Origin of the sequence: Escherichia sp. MR (genome assembly GCF_005280595.1) — a bacterium.
GTDB classification, from domain to species: Bacteria; Pseudomonadota; Gammaproteobacteria; order Enterobacterales; family Enterobacteriaceae; genus Escherichia; species Escherichia ruysiae.
This window is the reverse complement of sequence record NZ_SZVK01000067.1, coordinates 1-16,161: the sequence shown is the minus strand read 5'-3', so window position 1 is coordinate 16,161 and position 16,161 is coordinate 1. Positions and strand designations below refer to the sequence as shown.

16 protein-coding genes, 1 other RNA gene and 1 pseudogene are annotated in these 16,161 nt (G+C 50.3%); 7 read left to right on the top strand and 11 right to left on the bottom strand.

The features are described 5' to 3' along the window. Nucleotides 1-2: 2 nt before the first annotated feature. Nucleotides 3-59: an IS1 family transposase gene (locus FC814_RS23670; RefSeq protein WP_003032489.1), complete on the top strand. Its 57-nt coding sequence runs from the start codon at nucleotides 3-5 to the stop codon at nucleotides 57-59. 97 nt (nucleotides 60-156) lie between these two features. Here the strand turns inward: FC814_RS23670 and fumD are convergent, their stop codons facing one another. Next, nucleotides 157-366 (bottom strand): fumarate hydratase FumD, encoded by a 210-nt coding sequence (gene fumD, locus FC814_RS20330; RefSeq protein ID WP_000528337.1) that lies wholly within the window; start codon nucleotides 364-366, stop codon nucleotides 157-159. A 354-nt stretch (nucleotides 367-720) separates the two neighbouring features. On the opposite strand from fumD, the gene FC814_RS23315 reads away from it, so the two are divergent. From FC814_RS23315 to lpp, 3 genes are all read left to right on the top strand, one after another. Further along, complete coding sequence (locus FC814_RS23315) at nucleotides 721-915, top strand: hypothetical protein (RefSeq protein ID WP_242664678.1); 195 nt, start codon at nucleotides 721-723, stop codon at nucleotides 913-915. A gap of 7 nt (nucleotides 916-922) precedes the next feature. Then, the gene (gene pykF / locus FC814_RS20325; protein ID WP_137326383.1) at nucleotides 923-2,335 is read left to right on the top strand and encodes a pyruvate kinase PykF; all 1,413 of its coding nucleotides are present in this window, start codon (nucleotides 923-925) and stop codon (nucleotides 2,333-2,335) included. 310 nt (nucleotides 2,336-2,645) lie between these two features. After that, nucleotides 2,646-2,882 (top strand): murein lipoprotein Lpp, encoded by a 237-nt coding sequence (lpp, locus tag FC814_RS20320; RefSeq protein WP_000648420.1) that lies wholly within the window; start codon nucleotides 2,646-2,648, stop codon nucleotides 2,880-2,882. A gap of 63 nt (nucleotides 2,883-2,945) precedes the next feature. Here the strand turns inward: lpp and ldtE are convergent, their stop codons facing one another. The 10 genes from ldtE to FC814_RS20270 all read right to left on the bottom strand — a co-directional run bounded on the left by ldtE (nucleotide 2,946) and on the right by FC814_RS20270 (nucleotide 13,912). After that, nucleotides 2,946-3,947 (bottom strand): L,D-transpeptidase LdtE, encoded by a 1,002-nt coding sequence (ldtE, locus tag FC814_RS20315; RefSeq protein ID WP_000817075.1) that lies wholly within the window; start codon nucleotides 3,945-3,947, stop codon nucleotides 2,946-2,948. A 148-nt stretch (nucleotides 3,948-4,095) separates the two neighbouring features. Then, nucleotides 4,096-4,512, bottom strand: coding sequence for a cysteine desulfuration protein SufE (gene sufE / locus FC814_RS20310; RefSeq protein WP_137326382.1), 417 nt, complete (start codon nucleotides 4,510-4,512; stop codon nucleotides 4,096-4,098). Nucleotides 4,513-4,524: 12 nt separating this feature from the next. After that, entirely contained in the window at nucleotides 4,525-5,745 is a 1,221-nt protein-coding gene (gene sufS, locus FC814_RS20305; protein WP_137326381.1) for a cysteine desulfurase SufS, read from the bottom strand. After that, nucleotides 5,742-7,013 carry a Fe-S cluster assembly protein SufD gene (gene sufD / locus FC814_RS20300; RefSeq protein WP_085460679.1) on the bottom strand — a complete coding sequence of 424 codons (1,272 nt, stop codon included), beginning with the start codon at nucleotides 7,011-7,013 and terminating at the stop codon, nucleotides 5,742-5,744. Before sufD ends, sufS begins: the two co-directional genes overlap by 4 nt. After that, entirely contained in the window at nucleotides 6,988-7,734 is a 747-nt protein-coding gene (sufC, locus tag FC814_RS20295; RefSeq protein ID WP_000948879.1) for a Fe-S cluster assembly ATPase SufC, read from the bottom strand. Before sufC ends, sufD begins: the two co-directional genes overlap by 26 nt. 9 nt (nucleotides 7,735-7,743) lie before the next feature. Further along, nucleotides 7,744-9,231 (bottom strand): Fe-S cluster assembly protein SufB, encoded by a 1,488-nt coding sequence (sufB, locus tag FC814_RS20290; RefSeq protein WP_010346792.1) that lies wholly within the window; start codon nucleotides 9,229-9,231, stop codon nucleotides 7,744-7,746. Between the two features lie 8 nt (nucleotides 9,232-9,239). Beyond that, the gene (gene sufA / locus FC814_RS20285) at nucleotides 9,240-9,608 is read right to left on the bottom strand and encodes a Fe-S cluster assembly scaffold SufA (RefSeq protein ID WP_137326380.1); all 369 of its coding nucleotides are present in this window, start codon (nucleotides 9,606-9,608) and stop codon (nucleotides 9,240-9,242) included. 552 nt (nucleotides 9,609-10,160) lie between these two features. After that, nucleotides 10,161-10,349 (bottom strand): YdiH family protein, encoded by a 189-nt coding sequence (locus FC814_RS20280; RefSeq protein ID WP_001296104.1) that lies wholly within the window; start codon nucleotides 10,347-10,349, stop codon nucleotides 10,161-10,163. Between the two features lie 99 nt (nucleotides 10,350-10,448). After that, nucleotides 10,449-10,859 (bottom strand): 1,4-dihydroxy-2-naphthoyl-CoA hydrolase, encoded by a 411-nt coding sequence (gene menI, locus FC814_RS20275; RefSeq protein WP_000637977.1) that lies wholly within the window; start codon nucleotides 10,857-10,859, stop codon nucleotides 10,449-10,451. Beyond that, nucleotides 10,856-13,912, bottom strand: coding sequence for an FAD-binding and (Fe-S)-binding domain-containing protein (locus FC814_RS20270; protein ID WP_137326379.1), 3,057 nt, complete (start codon nucleotides 13,910-13,912; stop codon nucleotides 10,856-10,858). The genes menI and FC814_RS20270 overlap by 4 nt, the downstream gene beginning before the upstream one ends. A 388-nt stretch (nucleotides 13,913-14,300) precedes the next feature. Here FC814_RS20270 and ydiK point away from each other — a divergent pair, with 388 nt between their 5' ends. From ydiK to FC814_RS20255, 3 genes and pseudogenes are all read left to right on the top strand, one after another. Then, on the top strand, nucleotides 14,301-15,413 hold the full coding sequence (ydiK, locus tag FC814_RS20265) for an AI-2E family transporter YdiK (RefSeq protein WP_085460676.1): 1,113 nt from the start codon (nucleotides 14,301-14,303) through the stop codon (nucleotides 15,411-15,413). A 186-nt stretch (nucleotides 15,414-15,599) separates the two neighbouring features. Then, nucleotides 15,600-15,707, top strand: an RNA gene (rprA, locus tag FC814_RS20260) — antisense sRNA RprA. A 135-nt stretch (nucleotides 15,708-15,842) separates the two neighbouring features. After that, a pseudogene (locus tag FC814_RS20255) lies at nucleotides 15,843-16,161 on the top strand (DUF1870 family protein); the annotation flags it as partial.

Below are 16,161 nucleotides of genomic sequence, written 5' to 3'. Positions count from 1 at the left end.
CGGTGGAGCTGCATGACAAAGTCATCGGGCATTATCTGAACATAAAACACTATCAATAAGTTGGAGTCATTACCCAGTTGCTATTTATGAAAATTAGCTGTGACTGCGATTGAAAGAAACGTATCAGGATGAAGCGTTGCACTTCATCCTGAACGATCATTTTACCAGCGCGTTAATGACGGTTTCCATCGCCTGTTTTTCCAGTTCACTACGTTGAATGCGTTTATTGGCTAAAGCCGTGCGTAATACGCCAGCGATGACAATATGTTTTGGTTCCTGTCCCAAATCGCGCATTTCCAGCACAACTTTACCGACTACCCTGCACATCTCGCGGTACAGTTCGTCATCTTTTGTTCGATTTCCCATTCTTTATACCTATTTATCATGCCAACTATCAGCATATATCAATCTAATCAATTAAACAAAAACCAAATAAAATCATATAAATAACGCGATAAATTATTTTGACTGTAGCGATTGAGCGATGGTGTATTTATACAGCTGATGAACATACACTCCTCCCCACTCTGGCGACCTCACCTCCAGATGTTGCGCAAACAACGAAGTTTTTGCGTAATCTTTTCCCAGAAACGTTAAATCTTTGATAACAATTTATTGTCTGGCGACTTGTATATTTTTTGAAACGCTGTTTTTGTTTTCCTTTTGGATTAATTTCAGCGTATAATGCGCGCCAATTGACTCTTGAATGGTTTCAGCACTTTGGACTGTAGAACTCAACGACTCAAAAACAGGCACTCACGTTGGGCTGAGACACAAGCACACATTCCTCTGCACGCTTTTTCGATGTCACCTATCCTTAGAGCGAGGCACCATCACTTTCGTAATACCGGATTCGCTTTCCGGCAGTGCGCCCAGAAAGCAAGTTTCTCCTATCCTTCTCAACTTAAAGACTAAGACTGTCATGAAAAAGACCAAAATTGTTTGCACCATCGGACCAAAAACCGAATCTGAAGAGATGTTAGCTAAAATGCTGGACGCGGGCATGAACGTCATGCGTCTGAACTTCTCTCATGGTGACTATGCAGAACACGGTCAGCGCATTCAGAACCTGCGCAACGTGATGAGCAAAACAGGTAAAACTGCCGCTATCCTGCTCGATACCAAAGGTCCGGAAATCCGCACCATGAAACTGGAAGGCGGTAATGACGTTTCTCTGAAAGCAGGCCAGACCTTTACTTTCACCACTGACAAATCTGTTATCGGCAACAGCGAAATGGTTGCGGTAACTTATGAAGGTTTCACTTCTGACCTGTCCGTCGGCAACACCGTACTGGTTGACGATGGTCTGATCGGTATGGAAGTTACCGCCATTGAAGGTAACAAAGTTATCTGTAAGGTACTGAACAACGGTGACCTGGGCGAAAACAAAGGTGTGAACCTGCCAGGCGTTTCTATTACCCTGCCGGCACTGGCTGAAAAAGACAAACAGGATCTCATCTTTGGTTGCGAACAAGGCGTAGACTTTGTTGCTGCTTCCTTTATCCGTAAGCGTTCTGACGTTATCGAAATCCGTGAGCACCTGAAAGCGCACGGCGGCGAAAACATCCAAATCATCTCCAAAATCGAAAACCAGGAAGGCCTCAATAACTTCGACGAAATCCTCGAAGCATCTGACGGCATCATGGTTGCACGTGGCGACCTGGGTGTTGAAATCCCGGTTGAAGAAGTTATCTTCGCCCAGAAGATGATGATCGAAAAATGTATCCGCGCACGTAAAGTCGTTATCACTGCGACCCAGATGCTGGATTCCATGATCAAAAACCCACGTCCGACCCGCGCAGAAGCCGGTGACGTTGCGAACGCCATCCTCGACGGTACTGACGCAGTAATGTTGTCTGGTGAATCCGCAAAAGGTAAATACCCGCTGGAAGCTGTTTCTATCATGGCAACCATTTGCGAACGTACCGACCGCGTGATGAACAGCCGTCTCGAGTTCAACAACGACAACCGTAAACTGCGCATTACCGAAGCTGTTTGCCGTGGTGCGGTTGAAACTGCTGAAAAACTGGATGCTCCGCTGATCGTCGTAGCAACCCAGGGCGGTAAATCTGCTCGTGCAGTGCGTAAATACTTCCCGGATGCAACCATCCTGGCGCTGACCACTAACGAAAAAACTGCACATCAGCTGGTGCTGAGCAAAGGCGTTGTGCCGCAGCTGGTTAAAGAGATCACTTCTACTGATGATTTCTACCGCCTGGGTAAAGAACTGGCTCTGCAGAGCGGTCTGGCGCACAAAGGTGACGTTGTAGTAATGGTTTCCGGTGCACTTGTACCGAGCGGCACTACCAACACCGCATCTGTTCACGTCCTGTAATATTGCTTTTGTGAATTAATTTGTATATCCAAGCGCCCTGATGGGCGCTTTTTTTATTTAATCGATAACCAGAAGCAATAAAAAATCAAATCGGATTTCACTATATAATCTCACTTTATCTAAGATGAATCCGATGGAAGCATCCTGTTTTCTCTCAATTTTTTTATCTAAAACCCAGCGTTCGATGTTTCTTTGAGCGAACGATCAAAAATAAGTGCCTTCCCATCAAAAAAATATTCTCAACATAAAAAACTTTGTGTAATACTTGTAACGCTACATGGAGATTAACTCAATCTAGAGGGTATTAATAATGAAAGCTACTAAACTGGTACTGGGCGCGGTAATCCTGGGTTCTACTCTGCTGGCAGGTTGCTCCAGCAACGCTAAAATCGATCAGCTGTCTTCTGACGTTCAGACTCTGAACGCTAAAGTTGACCAGCTGAGCAACGACGTGAACGCAATGCGTTCCGACGTTCAGGCTGCTAAAGATGACGCAGCTCGTGCTAACCAGCGTCTGGACAACATGGCTACTAAATACCGCAAGTAATAGTACCTGTGAAGTGAAAAATGGCGCACATTGTGCGCCATTTTTTTTGCCTGCTAATTACTGCTATTGCGTCGCGCGTAACATATTTCCCTGCTCAGGCTCGCCATTTTGAGCTGACTCAACTGCGGGCGAGTTGCTGACATGTGCCGTTCCATTGCCTACCGCGACCGGATATCCCGCCCGACGATATAAAGCTTTATCCACCAGTTTCTTATCAACAGCCTGATTATCTTTGAATTGCGTAAAGCCAACAGGCAGTTTGTACGGCATCGTCTGAACGTTCTGCTGTTCCTCTGCCGACAGGGGGCGATGTACTTCCACATAACGCATTCCGTTCGGTTCTACAGAGTATTTCACCGGTTCGTTGATCACTTTCACCGGCGTCCCCGTCCGCACGCTGGAGAACAAGGCTTTAATATCCGGTGCGTTCATACGAATACAGCCCGAACTGACGCGCAAACCGACGCTGTCCGGCGCACTGGTGCCATGAATGAGATATTCGCCATTGCCGTGCGCCAGGCGCATTGCGTAGCGTCCTAGTGGGTTATTAGGCCCTGCGGGAACGACTGGCGGTAATTTTATGCCACGCTCCAGCGAACGCTGCCGAATACCAGCGGTCGGTGTCCAGGTAGGGTTAGGGATTTTCTGCCCAACCCGCGTTTCCATCACTGGCGTTTCCAGCCCCTGCAAGCCAATGCCTATCGGATAGACCTGCACGATATTTTCTCCTGGCGGATAATAATAAAGACGCAGCTCGGCAAGGTTAACGATAATCCCCTGACGCGGCGCATCAGGTAATAACAGTTGTGAAGGAATCGTTATCGTCGTACCTGGTTTTGGCACCGGGGCGATCGTGTTATTGGCTTCCAGAATCAACATTGCCGCAGTATCAAAACGTCGGGCAATGGCCTGAAGGTTTTTATCCCCCTCTTGCACCGTATACGTTTGATTTTGCCCAACCAGTCGGCTGCCGGTTGGTGGGAGCGGATAATCTACCGCCCAGGCAGCGTGTATGGCGCTAAACGCGCCGATAAGGGTCAGTGTAAGCAGAGACGCGCGTTTCATTGTAAACCTCCTGTATTTGCCGGAGACTCACGCTAAGACGTCGGATGGTGCTTTTGCTTACCTGAAGCCGAAACACTCCTGTGCTGGTCAGAGTAAACATCGACCATCCGGCAATGTGAGTCATCCAGATGAAAGCTGTTCCTTTAGTTTAGCTAAGTGCAGCGGCTTTAGCGCGGATTGCACGAATCATCGCTTCCAGACCTTGTGAACGAGATGGGGTGAGATGCTGAGCAAGCGCCATTTTTTCAAACCACGGGCGCACGTCAAAATTAACAATATCCTGCGGCGTCATCTGGTCATAGAGAATAAAAACAACCGCAATAAGTCCTTTCACAATGGCGGCATCGCTGTCGCCCTGCAATTCAATAATTCCCTGCGCATTCTGGCGCATTATAATCCATACCTGACTCTGACAGCCCTGAATACTATTTTGCGGGTTTCTGTCTTCATCGCGTAATTCCGGCAGACGCTGACCCAGTTCAATAATGTAGAGATATTTCTCTTCCCAGTTGGCGCAGCGTAAAAAATTACGCAGCAATTTTTCTTTATCCGGCAATACAGCCATAGAGCCTCCCTGTTATCCCAGCAGACGATGAATGCGTTGCAATCCTGTCACCAGACGATCCACTTCTTCATGGGTGTTATACATAGCCAACGACGCCCGACACATAGCCGGAACGTTATAAAACGCCATCAACGGCATCGCGCAGTGATGGCCGGTACGCACAGCGATACCGTAGTTATCAAGAAAACTGCCAACATCATAGGCATGATGTTTACCGAGATTAAAGGCGATAACGCCAAGTCTGTCCGGTGGCCCATACAGAGTAAGATCCGGCACAGCTGTCAGTTGTGACAGCGCGTAATGCATCAGATTCTGTTCGTACTCAGCAATGTTGTTAAGCCCCAGAGCTGATACATACTCCAGCGCCGCACCAAGACCAATAATGCCCCCCGTATTGGGCGTGCCGGCCTCAAACCGCCACGGCGCTTTGGTCCAGGTAGTACCTTCGCTAAGGCTGACGGTGGCAATCATAGACCCGCCCCCTTCCCACGGCGGCATCTCCTGCAACAAGGCTTCTTTAACATAAAGAATGCCAATGCCGGTGGGGCCATACAGTTTATGCCCGGAAAAAACGTAGAAGTCGCAATCCAGCGCCTGCACATCCGCCGGATGATGCATCACTGCCTGAGCGCCATCCACCAGCACTTTTGCGCCATGCTGGTGCGCAAGTGCGATCATTTCCGGCAGCGGATTTTCCGTCCCCAGCACATTAGACACGTGAGTAATCGCCAGCAGGCGGGTTTTCTCATCAAACAGATTCGGCAACGTCTCAAGTTGCAGCGTGCCGTCCGGATTAAGCGGGATCACCCGCAGCTCTGCGCCAACGCGCGCGCAAAGCATCTGCCAGGGAACAATGTTAGCGTGGTGTTCCATCTGACTGATGATGATGTTATCGCCTGCCCGCACGTTGCTATTGCCCCAGCTATTGGCGACCAGATTGATCCCTTCCGTCGTGCCACGGACGAACACCAGCTCTTCCGCCGAACGGGCATTGATAAACAGCGATGCACGCTTACGCACGTTCTCCATTTTCTCGGTCGCCTGGGCGCTTAACGTATGAATACCGCGATGCACCGCCGCGTAGCCGTGACGATAAAACTCAGCCTCGGCGTCAATCACCTGGCTCGGTTTCTGCGCACTGGCGGCGCTGTCGAGATAAGCCAGCGGCAAACCGTTCACCTCACGCGAGAGCACCGGAAAATCGGCCCGTACCTTCTCAACGGAAAAAGTCATCTTGCACCTCCCGGCAGCCGTTGGCCGATTCGAGCCAGCACCTGCTGTTTAAGACCCTCATCGCGCAAGGCTTCCGTCAGTTCGGCGGCAAAGGCATAGATGATCATCTGCTGGGCATCCTGCTGATTGATCCCGCGAGAACGCAGATAGAACATTTGCTCATCATCAATACGCCCGACCGTTGCGCCGTGGCTGCATTTCACATCATCGGCATAAATTTCCAGTTGCGGTTTGGTATCCACTTCCGCCAGCTTGCCCATCAGCAGATTATTATTGGTCATCTGGCCGTCAGTCTTGATGGCATACTGCGCGACATTAATCAAACCATTAAATACCGCGCGCCCTTTGTCGCTGACGATAGTTTTGTGCAACTGGCGGCTGTTACAAAAACCTTTATTGTGTTCCAGCCAGGTGCGGGTATCGCACACTTCATTTTTCACCGGCATCGCCAGGCTATTAATCCGCAGCGTACTGTTTTCGCCATTAAGTTGCGTACTGGTGTTGTGCCGTAACACTGCGCCACCAAGCAGAAAACTGTGGCTAGATGCGGTGGCATCGTCTGCCAGCAGCAAATCGTTATGGGCAAAGTGGTGACTGACCGGGTTTTCAAACGCCAGCTTGATATGCTGCAAGTGGGCGTTCGCTGCGACGTTAATAGTGAAGCGCGCGCCGGTAAAATGGCGGGCATCATTAAGGCTGACAAAATGTTCAATCACTGTCGCTTCCGCGCCTTCCGCCAGTTCCAGATGATGGCGATAATGGGCAGTGTTCACCTCTTCACCTGCCACGCCCTGGGTAATATGCATTAACAGCAATGGCTTTGCAGGCCGTTGACCGCGCTTCACAGCAATATGCGTAACGCTTTGCGCCAGGCTTTCCGTCAGATGCAGAAACACTTCTGGCTGAATTGCATCGGGCAGCCCCTGGCGTTCGTCGTTTATGCTCACGTCATATCCGCTGCCTTCAGTTGCATCGCTAAGTGCTGGCATGTAACGTCCATCAACAAACACCAGCCGCACGGCGTCTAACGTTAAGGCTAAGGCATCACGCTGCTGTGGGGATATCTCCCCCGCAATGCTGACAAACTGGCTATTGGTCAGCCCTTCCAGCGGCGTATATTTCCAGTGCTCATGTTTACGCGTCGGCAGACCGGTACGCAGCAATTGTTGTAAATGCTGCTGCGCTTGCGGGGAGCGTTTTGCCCCTTCAGCCTCAAACAAGTGATGCCACTGTTGCAGCACGTTACTGCTGTTCACTAAGCCAGCCATAACCCTGCTCCTCCAGTTGTTTGACCAACGTGAAATCGCCGGATTTCACAATTCGCCCCTGATACAGCACGTGGACGTAATCAGGCTTGATGTAGTCAAGAATGCGTTGGTAGTGCGTCACGATGATGAATGAACGCTTGCCATCACGCAGCGAGTTCACGCCATCGGCAACCACTTTTAATGCGTCGATATCCAGCCCGGAGTCCGACTCATCAAGAATGCATAACTCCGGCTCCAGCACTGCCATTTGCAAAATATCGTTGCGCTTTTTCTCGCCACCGGAAAAACCAACGTTAACCGAACGGGTTAATAAATCTTCCGGCATCTTCAACAGGGCGATTTTCTCTTCCATCAAATCCTGAAAATCGAAGCGGTCGAGGGTTTCCTGACCGCGATAACTACGCACCGCATTGAGCGCCGTTTGCAGGAAAAACTGGTTACTGACGCCAGGGATTTCCACCGGATACTGAAAAGCCATAAAGATGCCTTCGCCTGCACGATCTTCCGGCGACAGCTCTAGCAAATCTTTGCCTTTAAACTCCACCGTGCCGCCCGTCACTTCATAATCTTCGCGCCCGGCAAGCGTTGCCGATAAGGTACTTTTGCCCGAACCGTTTGGCCCCATAATGGCGTGAACTTCGCCAGGACGAACGTCGAGGCTTAATCCACGCAGAATAGCTTTATCTTCCACGCTGACGTGTAAATCTTTAATACTTAACATGTTTATTCCTTATCCGACGCTGTGTTCAAGACTGATGGCGAGGAGTTTTTGTGCTTCAACGGCAAATTCCAGCGGCAGTTCCGAGAACACGTCTTTGCAGAAACCGTTAACAATCATCGAGATGGCGTCTTCTTCACTGATCCCGCGTTGCAGGCAGTAAAACAGCTGATCTTCACCAATACGCGATGTCGTTGCCTCGTGCTCCAGTTGTGCGCTGTTATTGCGACATTCGACATACGGGAAGGTATGCGCCCCGCAATTAGCGCCAATCAGCATTGAGTCGCACTGAGTGAAGTTGCGCGCATTGGTTGCCGTCGGCATGATTTTCACTAAGCCGCGATAGCTGTTCTGGCTGTGTCCGGCAGAGATCCCTTTCGAGATAATGGTCGATTTGGTGTTCTTACCGATGTGGATCATCTTGGTGCCGGTATCAGCCTGCTGATGACCGCTGGTCAGCGCCACTGAGTAAAACTCACCAATGGAGTTATCGCCGCGCAAAATACAGCTTGGGTATTTCCAGGTAATGGCTGAACCGGTTTCCGATTGCGTCCACGACATTTTACTGTTTTCGCCTTCGCACAGAGCACGCTTGGTGACGAAGTTGAGAATACCGCCGGTGTTGTTATCGCCAGGGAACCAGTTTTGCACCGTGGAATATTTCACCTCGGCGTTTTTATGGATGATGACTTCCACCACCGCCGCGTGTAGCTGGTAGCTATCACGCACTGGTGCGGAGCAGCCTTCAATGTAGCTGACGTAGCTGTCTTCGTCGGCTACCAGAATGGTGCGCTCAAACTGCCCGGTTTTTTCTGCGTTAATGCGAAAATAGGTGGAAAGTTCCATCGGACAGCGCACGCCTTTAGGTACATAAATAAACGTACCGTCGGAAGCCACCGCTGCATTGAGCGCGGCAAAAAAGTTGTCATTCCCAGGCACCACGGTGCCGAGATATTTCTTCACCAGCTCCGGGTGCTCATGAATCGCTTCGCCAAAGGAACAGAAAATGATCCCCTGCTCCGCCAGTTTTTCGCGATAAGTGGTGGCAACCGAAACAGAATCGAAAATGGCATCAACCGCTACCTCTTTGCCTTCCCGTACGGGAACGCCTAACTGCTCAAACGCCGCTTCAACCTCTTTACTTAAAAAAGCGTTTGCGCCGGTTTGTTGCACCGCGCCCGGTTCAGAAACACAGGTGTCATCGCAGTTACCACATGAAGGCGCGGAGTAATAGCTATAATCCTGATAATTCAGCTTATCGTAGTGCGCCTTCAGCCAGTGTGGTTCTTCCATCTCCAGCCATGCGCGATAGGCGTTGAGACGAAACTCCAGCATCCACTCCGGCTCATTACGCTTCGCCGAGATTGCGCGCACCACCTCTTCGTTTATGCCCTTAGCCAGTTCATCAGTGGCTAACTGGGTGAAGAATCCTTCTTTATAATTCAGCGGGCCGCCAGTCCAGGTTTTGACATCGTCAGTTGCTTCAGTATTACGAGACATAGTACCGCCTATACCCCGAAGCTTTCGCCACAGCCACATTCATTCTGGGCTTTCGGGTTGTGAAATTTGAATATCTGATTGAGTCCTTCGCGAACGAAATCGACTTCCGTGCCATCAATAAACGGCATTGCTTGTAGCGGGACATACAGCTTCGCGCCGTCGTGTTCAAACAGCAGATCGTCTTTGTCCGGCTTGCTAACACTGTCGAGTACATAGCCAAAGCCCGCGCAACCCGTTTGCTTCACGCCTAAGCGCACGCCGACCATACCTGGCTGCTTTGCCACCAGCTCGCGGATGTGCACCGCCGCTGCGGGTGTCAGCGTTAAGCCTTGCCAGGCGAAATCCTGTGGATTAAAGGTTCCTGAATGCATGTCCATCGATTTACCTCACTTCATCGCTTTCAGCGTATAACAGCATGTTAGTGATAATGATTATCAGTTCAACCCGGCAAACGCAGGGGCTTTACCGTAAAACATGCTTTTTGCCTGCATTTAATAAGCATAGACCCTGATGTGCGGCTTAACAGGCACGCTAAGAATTAGGTATCTCATTGTTAGTTAATGATTATTACCGGAGGGCATTTAAGACTGTGATGGAAAAGAAAAAGTTGTATTGAAAATGACTATTTAAGAGATAGGTAAAAAAGTGGCTCGTTCAGAAATAAGAAAACCCTTAAGTCTGTGCTACACAGGCTTAAGGGTTTCTACCCCATCCGGCGCTTATCTCCGGCACTCACAGTGGCTTAGCTCTTGAAGGGGCGATAAGAATAATCTCATAAAGCTAAGCCAGCGTTTTAACACAACCTGCGATTTGTATTCTTTTTAAACAAAATCAAGCGGGTAAAAATGGGAGAAGTCAGAAGAAAGTCGTCAGACCTGGACTGGAGTTAATCCAGGTCGATGGGGCACACTAACTGCGTTCAGCCAGAATCAATGCACGCCCAAACGCCAGGCAAAGTAGATTTCTTCTTTTAATTCAGCAGAAGAGAGAGTAAGGAGATCAGCGAATTCAAGTTCTAGTTGTTTCAGACGTTTGAGATATTGGGCAGGTGAAAGATTGCTCTGGTCACGGCGTAAAAATTCAATGGCCAGTTGGGTGGGATCAAGTTGAGTAGACATAGCATCCTCGCTTTTAGACAAGACCTGCACAGTATACCACCGTTTACTGTGCAGATAATAACCAAAGGCAATATGCGTCACACTTTTCTGGTGACAACGTCACAAAATAGCGGTCGTCAATCGTGACGAACAGCACAAACGCTCTTTCTCATCGAATATTTCAATCTGCCAGACCTGATGACGTGAACCAAGATGCAGCGGTTTGCAAACGCCGCGAACTCGCCCTTCTCGCGCTGATCGAACATGGTTAGCATTGATTTCCAGACCAACGACTTTTTGCTCACCTTCGGTACATAAATAACCGGCAACGGAGCCAATACTTTCGGCCAGCACCACGGACGCACCGCCATGCAGCAGCCCGAAAGGTTGCTTTGTCCGCGAATCTACCGGCATTGTCGCTTCCAGAGTGTCATCACCAATATGTTCAAAGCGAATATCCAGCAATCCCACCATGTTTCCATCACCCATGGCATTCAGTGCTTCCAGGGTGATTTTACGTTTCCATATCATTTAATAATCTCCAGTAATGCCTGCACAGGATGGCGTACCCCCGTACCTTCAACCCGTTTTACCTGACTACGGCAGGAATATCCGGTCGCCAGACAGCGATTTCGCGGCAGACGCTGCATCGCCTGATGCCAGGATAACTCATAGATCCCAAGCGAGTTTTTATGATTTTTCGCTTCATGTCCGTAAGTCCCCGCCATACCGCAGCAACCCACACTGACATTTTCCAGCTTCGCGCCAAAACGGGCAAATATCGCGGCCCATTGTGCTGGCGCGCCCGGCAAGGCGGTGACTTCGGTACAGTGACCAAAGAAATACCACGGTTCACCGCTGACCGCAGCCACTGGCTGTGACTCAAGTACGCTTGCCAGCCATTCATTCGCCAGCAGAACGTTAAACTCGCCGCGTTCCTCGCCGAGAGTGAGTTTGTATTCGTCGCGATAACAAAGTACCAGCGCCGGATCGACGCCCACCATTGGCATTCCCAGCTTCGCCATACGGTTGAGGAAATCCGCCGTCTTTTTCGCCGTCTTCGCAAAACGATTGAGGAATCCTTTGATGTGCTGGGCTTTACCATTTGGTGAAAATGGCAACAGTACCGGCTGGAAACCTAATTTCTCGACCAGACGGACAAAATCTGCCACCACTTGCGCATCGTAATAGCTGGTGAAAGGGTCTTGCACCACCAACACCGTGCGCGCTTTCTGCTCTGCATTGAGAGCTTCAAGCTGTTCCAGCGTCATGTTTGCCGAGCGATGCCCCACCATTTGTTGTTGCAGCGACGGCACCGAAAGCAGCGGCAAGTCGACCATGCCGATATGTTTTTTCGACAGTTTGCGAACCAGAGGCTGGTTAATGAAGAAGTTAAAGGTCTTTGGCGCTCGCGCCATCAGCGGCGCATAACTTTCGACCGTCGCCACAAGATGGTCACGCAGCGGGCGTAAATAACGGGTGTGATAGAGTTGCAGGAAACGAGAGCGGAACTCTGGCACATCTATTTTGATAGGGCACTGGGTCGAACAGGCTTTACAGGCCAGACAGCCTGACATCGCCTCTTTCACTTCGTGGGAGAAGTCATATTCGCCTTTATTTGCGTGCCAGCTATTGCGCGTGCGGGCAATTAACGTCCGCAAACTGGCTCGCGATTCCGGCAGTTCTTGTTCCAGTTTTAGAGGATCAACACCACGGTCAGCCAGCAAACGTAGCCATTCACGCACCAGCGTTGCGCGCCCTTTCGGTGAATGAATCCGGTTCTGGGTGATCTTCATCGACGGGCACATGGGGCTGCGGGCATCAAAGTTGAAGCATAAACCGTTGCCGTTACACTCCATCGCACCGCGCCACTGCTGGCGTACCGCGATGGGGATCTGCCGATCAAATGTACCGCGCTTTACCGCGTCCACTTTCATCATCGGCGCGTCGAGACCTTCTGGCGGGCAAATCTTTCCTGGGTTGAGTCGGTTATGCGGGTCAAATGCCGCTTTCACTTTGCGCAGTTCTGCAAAAAGTTCCTCACCGAAAAACGCCGGGCTGTATTCGGCGCGAAAACCTTTGCCGTGCTCGCCCCACAACAAACCACCGTATTTCGCAGTCAGCGCCACCACGTCATCAGAAATTTGCTTCATCAACATCTCTTGTTGCGGATCGCACATATCCAGCGCCGGACGAACGTGCAAAACCCCCGCATCGACGTGACCAAACATACCGTAGCTTAAGCCGTGACTGTCGAGCAGCGCGCGAAATTCAGCAATATAATCCGCCAGGTGTTCTGGCGGCACGCAGGTATCTTCGGCAAACGGAATTGGCTTAGCGGCGCCTTTAGCATTGCCAAGCAGGCCAACAGCTTTTTTGCGCATCGCATAGATACGTTCAACACCCGCCAGCTCGCGGCACACCTGCCAGCCAATGACACCTGCTTGCTGACTAGCGATAAGTTCGTCCAGCCGCGTACAGAGTGCATTTACCCGCTCGTCAATCAGCGCCTCATCATCACCAGCAAATTCCACAATGTTCAGTCCGAGCATCTCTTTCTCGGGCACATCAGTAATCAACTCACTGACGGAATGCCAGACGATATCTTCCCGCGCAAGGTTCAGCACTTTAGAATCCACCGTCTCAACTGAAAGCGCGCGCGCCTCAACCATAAACGGCGCGTTACGCAGCGCGGAGTCAAAAGAGTCATATTTGACGTTCACCAGACGGCGCACTTTCGGCAAGCGAGTAATATCCAGTCGCGCTTCGGTAATAAAGGCCAGCGTCCCTTCTGAACCCGTCAGAATGCGCGTCAGGTCGAACTCGGTCATCTCATCGTTAAAGACATGACGCAGATCGTAACCGGTAAGAAAGCGGTTAAGTTTGGGAAATTTGTCGATGATTAACTGCCGTTGCTGACGGCAGCGTTGATAAACCGTTTTATAGATACGCCCGATAGCTGTATTGGTTTTGCCCAGCGTTTCCGCCAGCTCGACGGGTAAAGGTTGCGTATCGAGAATATCGCCCCCCAACAACACTGCCCGCACGCCGAGCACGTGATCTGACGTTTTGCCATAGACCAGCGAGCCCTGACCGGAAGCATCGGTATTGATCATCCCGCCGAGCGTTGCCCGGTTGCTGGTCGAAAGTTCTGGTGCAAAAAAGTAGCCGAACGGTTTCAGATACTGGTTAAGCTGATCTTTAATAACCCCCGCTTCAACGCGCACCCAGCCCTCTTCAGGGTTAATTTCGATGATGCGGTTCATATGACGGGACATATCAACAATAATCCCCTGGTTGAGCGCCTGACCGTTAGTGCCGGTGCCGCCACCGCGCGGGGTGAAGATCAACGATGAATAGCGTTCCTGCGCAGCCAGACGGGCGATTAATGCCACATCTGCGGTCGAACGCGGAAATACCACTGCGTCGGGGAGAAGTTGGTAAATACTGTTGTCGGTCGACATTGTCAGACGATCGGCATAACTTGTCGCCGTATCGCCGGTAAAACCCTGTTGCTCCAGCTCTTGCAAAAAATTAAGCACCAGTTGAACGACGCCGGGTGCCTGGGAAATCTGTGGAATCATTATATTGACCCTTTCCTGCGGTCTGTGATGTAGGTCGATACACAGTTCTTTCAGGCTACTGCAATAGCGCACTGAAAGGTGATGTATGTTTACTCTATGGATTTCGAGTTGCGGGAAGGCGGCAAGCGAGTGAACGCCAGGAGCTTACAAAAGTAAGTGACTGGGGTGAACGAACGTAGCCGCAGCACATGCAACTTGAAATACGACGAGTAAACCGTTTGCGTGTTGCCTGAATTGTTGTACCACATTTTTTTCTTACACGCCCATCAGAATTAAGGGCAGAATCGGCCTGTTAAAAACCGCTGAAATTGCTCATCATTATGCAGGTGAGTTTCGCGTGTTCACGTCGCGTCGACGATTTGACGCACAAAAAAGGTGAAAAGTAGTTATGGTAAATGTTCGTCAGCCCAGGGATGTCGCACAAATTCTGCTTTCGGTGCTGTTTTTAGCCATCATGATTGTGGCATGTCTGTGGATTGTTCAACCCTTCGTTCTCGGCTTTGCGTGGGCTGGTACGGTGGTTATCGCTACCTGGCCGGTATTGTTACGCTTGCAAAAGATCATGTTTGGTCGCCGTTCGCTCGCCGTTCTGGTGATGACGCTGTTATTAGTGATGGTGTTTATCATCCCTATCGCCTTATTGGTTAACAGTATCGTCGATGGCAGTGGGCCGTTGATTAAAGCCATTTCCAGCGGCGACATGACGTTACCCGATCTGGCGTGGCTTAATACCATTCCGGTGATTGGTGCGAAGCTGTATGCAGGCTGGCACAATTTGCTGGATATGGGGGGTACGGCGATCATGGCGAAAGTCCGTCCTTATATTGGCACCACCACCACCTGGTTTGTTGGGCAGGCGGCGCATATCGGGCGCTTTATGGTGCATTGTGCATTAATGCTTCTCTTCAGCGCCCTGCTGTACTGGCGCGGTGAACAGGTAGCGCAAGGCATTCGCCATTTTGCAACTCGTCTGGCAGGCGCTCGCGGTGATGCCGCAGTCCTGCTGGCGGCGCAGGCTATCCGCGCGGTGGCGCTGGGTGTAGTGGTAACAGCGTTGGTGCAGGCGGTACTTGGCGGTATCGGTCTGGCGGTATCCGGCGTTCCTTACGCAACGCTGCTGACGGTGTTAATGATCCTCTCCTGCCTTGTCCAGCTTGGCCCGCTGCCGGTGTTGATTCCGGCGATTATCTGGCTCTACTGGAGCGGTGATACCACCTGGGGCACGGTATTGCTGGTGTGGAGTGGTGTGGTTGGCACACTGGATAACGTGATTCGCCCGATGTTAATTCGCATGGGCGCCGATTTACCGCTGATCCTGATCCTCTCCGGGGTTATCGGTGGTTTGATTGCCTTCGGGATGATTGGTCTGTTTATTGGTCCGGTTCTGTTAGCCGTTTCCTGGCGTCTGTTTGCTGCGTGGGTGGAAGAAGTCCCGCCACCGACGGACCAGCCGGAAGAAATTCTCGAAGAACTGGGCGAAATTGAAAAGCCGAATAAGTAACTCTCTCATCAGGCGGCTCTGCCGCCTGATTGTTAACCATCGCTAATTGATATTTCATTTCTCAACCTCGTATTTCCCTGCTTACCTCCATTCAGCTGGTAGTACCTGTCGCAAATTCTTTACAGTTTTTAAACTAATGAGACGAATCTGATCGACGCAAAAAGTCCGTATGCCTACTATTAGCTCACGGTTATAAATCAACATATTGATTTATAAGCATGGAAATCCCCTGAGTGAAACAACGAATTGCTGTGTGTAGTCTTTGCCCATCTCCCACGATGGGCTTTTTTTTAACATTTTTCCGTTTCCTTACCTCGCCATTCATTCTTTCCAATAATGTTGCACAAGATACTGTGACTCTCTTCAAGCCGTTAGCAGGCTGATAATGTTATTTATATTTTATTCTATTTTTTGATGCAGCCATTACCTATGAACGCTTATGAACTCCAGGCACTACGCCATATTTTTGCCATGACTGTTGATGAATGCGCGACCTGGATTGCCCAGACAGGTGACAGCGAAAGCTGGCGGCGGTGGGAAAATGGCAAAAGCGCCATTCCTGATAGCGTCGTTGAAAAATTGCTGGCTATGCGTCAGCAAAGAAAAAAATACCTTCACGCCATCATAGAGAAAATAAATAACCGCATCGGCAATAACACCATGCGTTTTTTCGGTGATGCTGCCAACTTACTGATTTAGTGTATGATGGTGTTTTTGAGGTGCTCCAGTGGCTTCTGTTTCTATCAGC

Coding starts and splice junctions, on each gene's coding strand:
- sufE (WP_137326382.1), bottom strand. CDS start 4,512: ATGGCTGTATTGCCGGATAAAGAAAAATTGCTGCGTAATTTTTTACGC.
- FC814_RS20270 (WP_137326379.1), bottom strand. CDS start 13,912: ATGATTCCACAGATTTCCCAGGCACCCGGCGTCGTTCAACTGGTGCTT.
- sufC (WP_000948879.1), bottom strand. CDS start 7,734: ATGTTAAGTATTAAAGATTTACACGTCAGCGTGGAAGATAAAGCTATT.
- sufB (WP_010346792.1), bottom strand. CDS start 9,231: ATGTCTCGTAATACTGAAGCAACTGACGATGTCAAAACCTGGACTGGC.
- ydiK (WP_085460676.1), top strand. CDS start 14,301: ATGGTAAATGTTCGTCAGCCCAGGGATGTCGCACAAATTCTGCTTTCG.
- sufS (WP_137326381.1), bottom strand. CDS start 5,745: ATGACTTTTTCCGTTGAGAAGGTACGGGCCGATTTTCCGGTGCTCTCG.
- pykF (WP_137326383.1), top strand. CDS start 923: ATGAAAAAGACCAAAATTGTTTGCACCATCGGACCAAAAACCGAATCT.
- ldtE (WP_000817075.1), bottom strand. CDS start 3,947: ATGAAACGCGCGTCTCTGCTTACACTGACCCTTATCGGCGCGTTTAGC.
- sufA (WP_137326380.1), bottom strand. CDS start 9,608: ATGGACATGCATTCAGGAACCTTTAATCCACAGGATTTCGCCTGGCAA.
- sufD (WP_085460679.1), bottom strand. CDS start 7,013: ATGGCTGGCTTAGTGAACAGCAGTAACGTGCTGCAACAGTGGCATCAC.
- menI (WP_000637977.1), bottom strand. CDS start 10,859: ATGATATGGAAACGTAAAATCACCCTGGAAGCACTGAATGCCATGGGT.
- FC814_RS20280 (WP_001296104.1), bottom strand. CDS start 10,349: ATGTCTACTCAACTTGATCCCACCCAACTGGCCATTGAATTTTTACGC.
- fumD (WP_000528337.1), bottom strand. CDS start 366: ATGGGAAATCGAACAAAAGATGACGAACTGTACCGCGAGATGTGCAGG.
- lpp (WP_000648420.1), top strand. CDS start 2,646: ATGAAAGCTACTAAACTGGTACTGGGCGCGGTAATCCTGGGTTCTACT.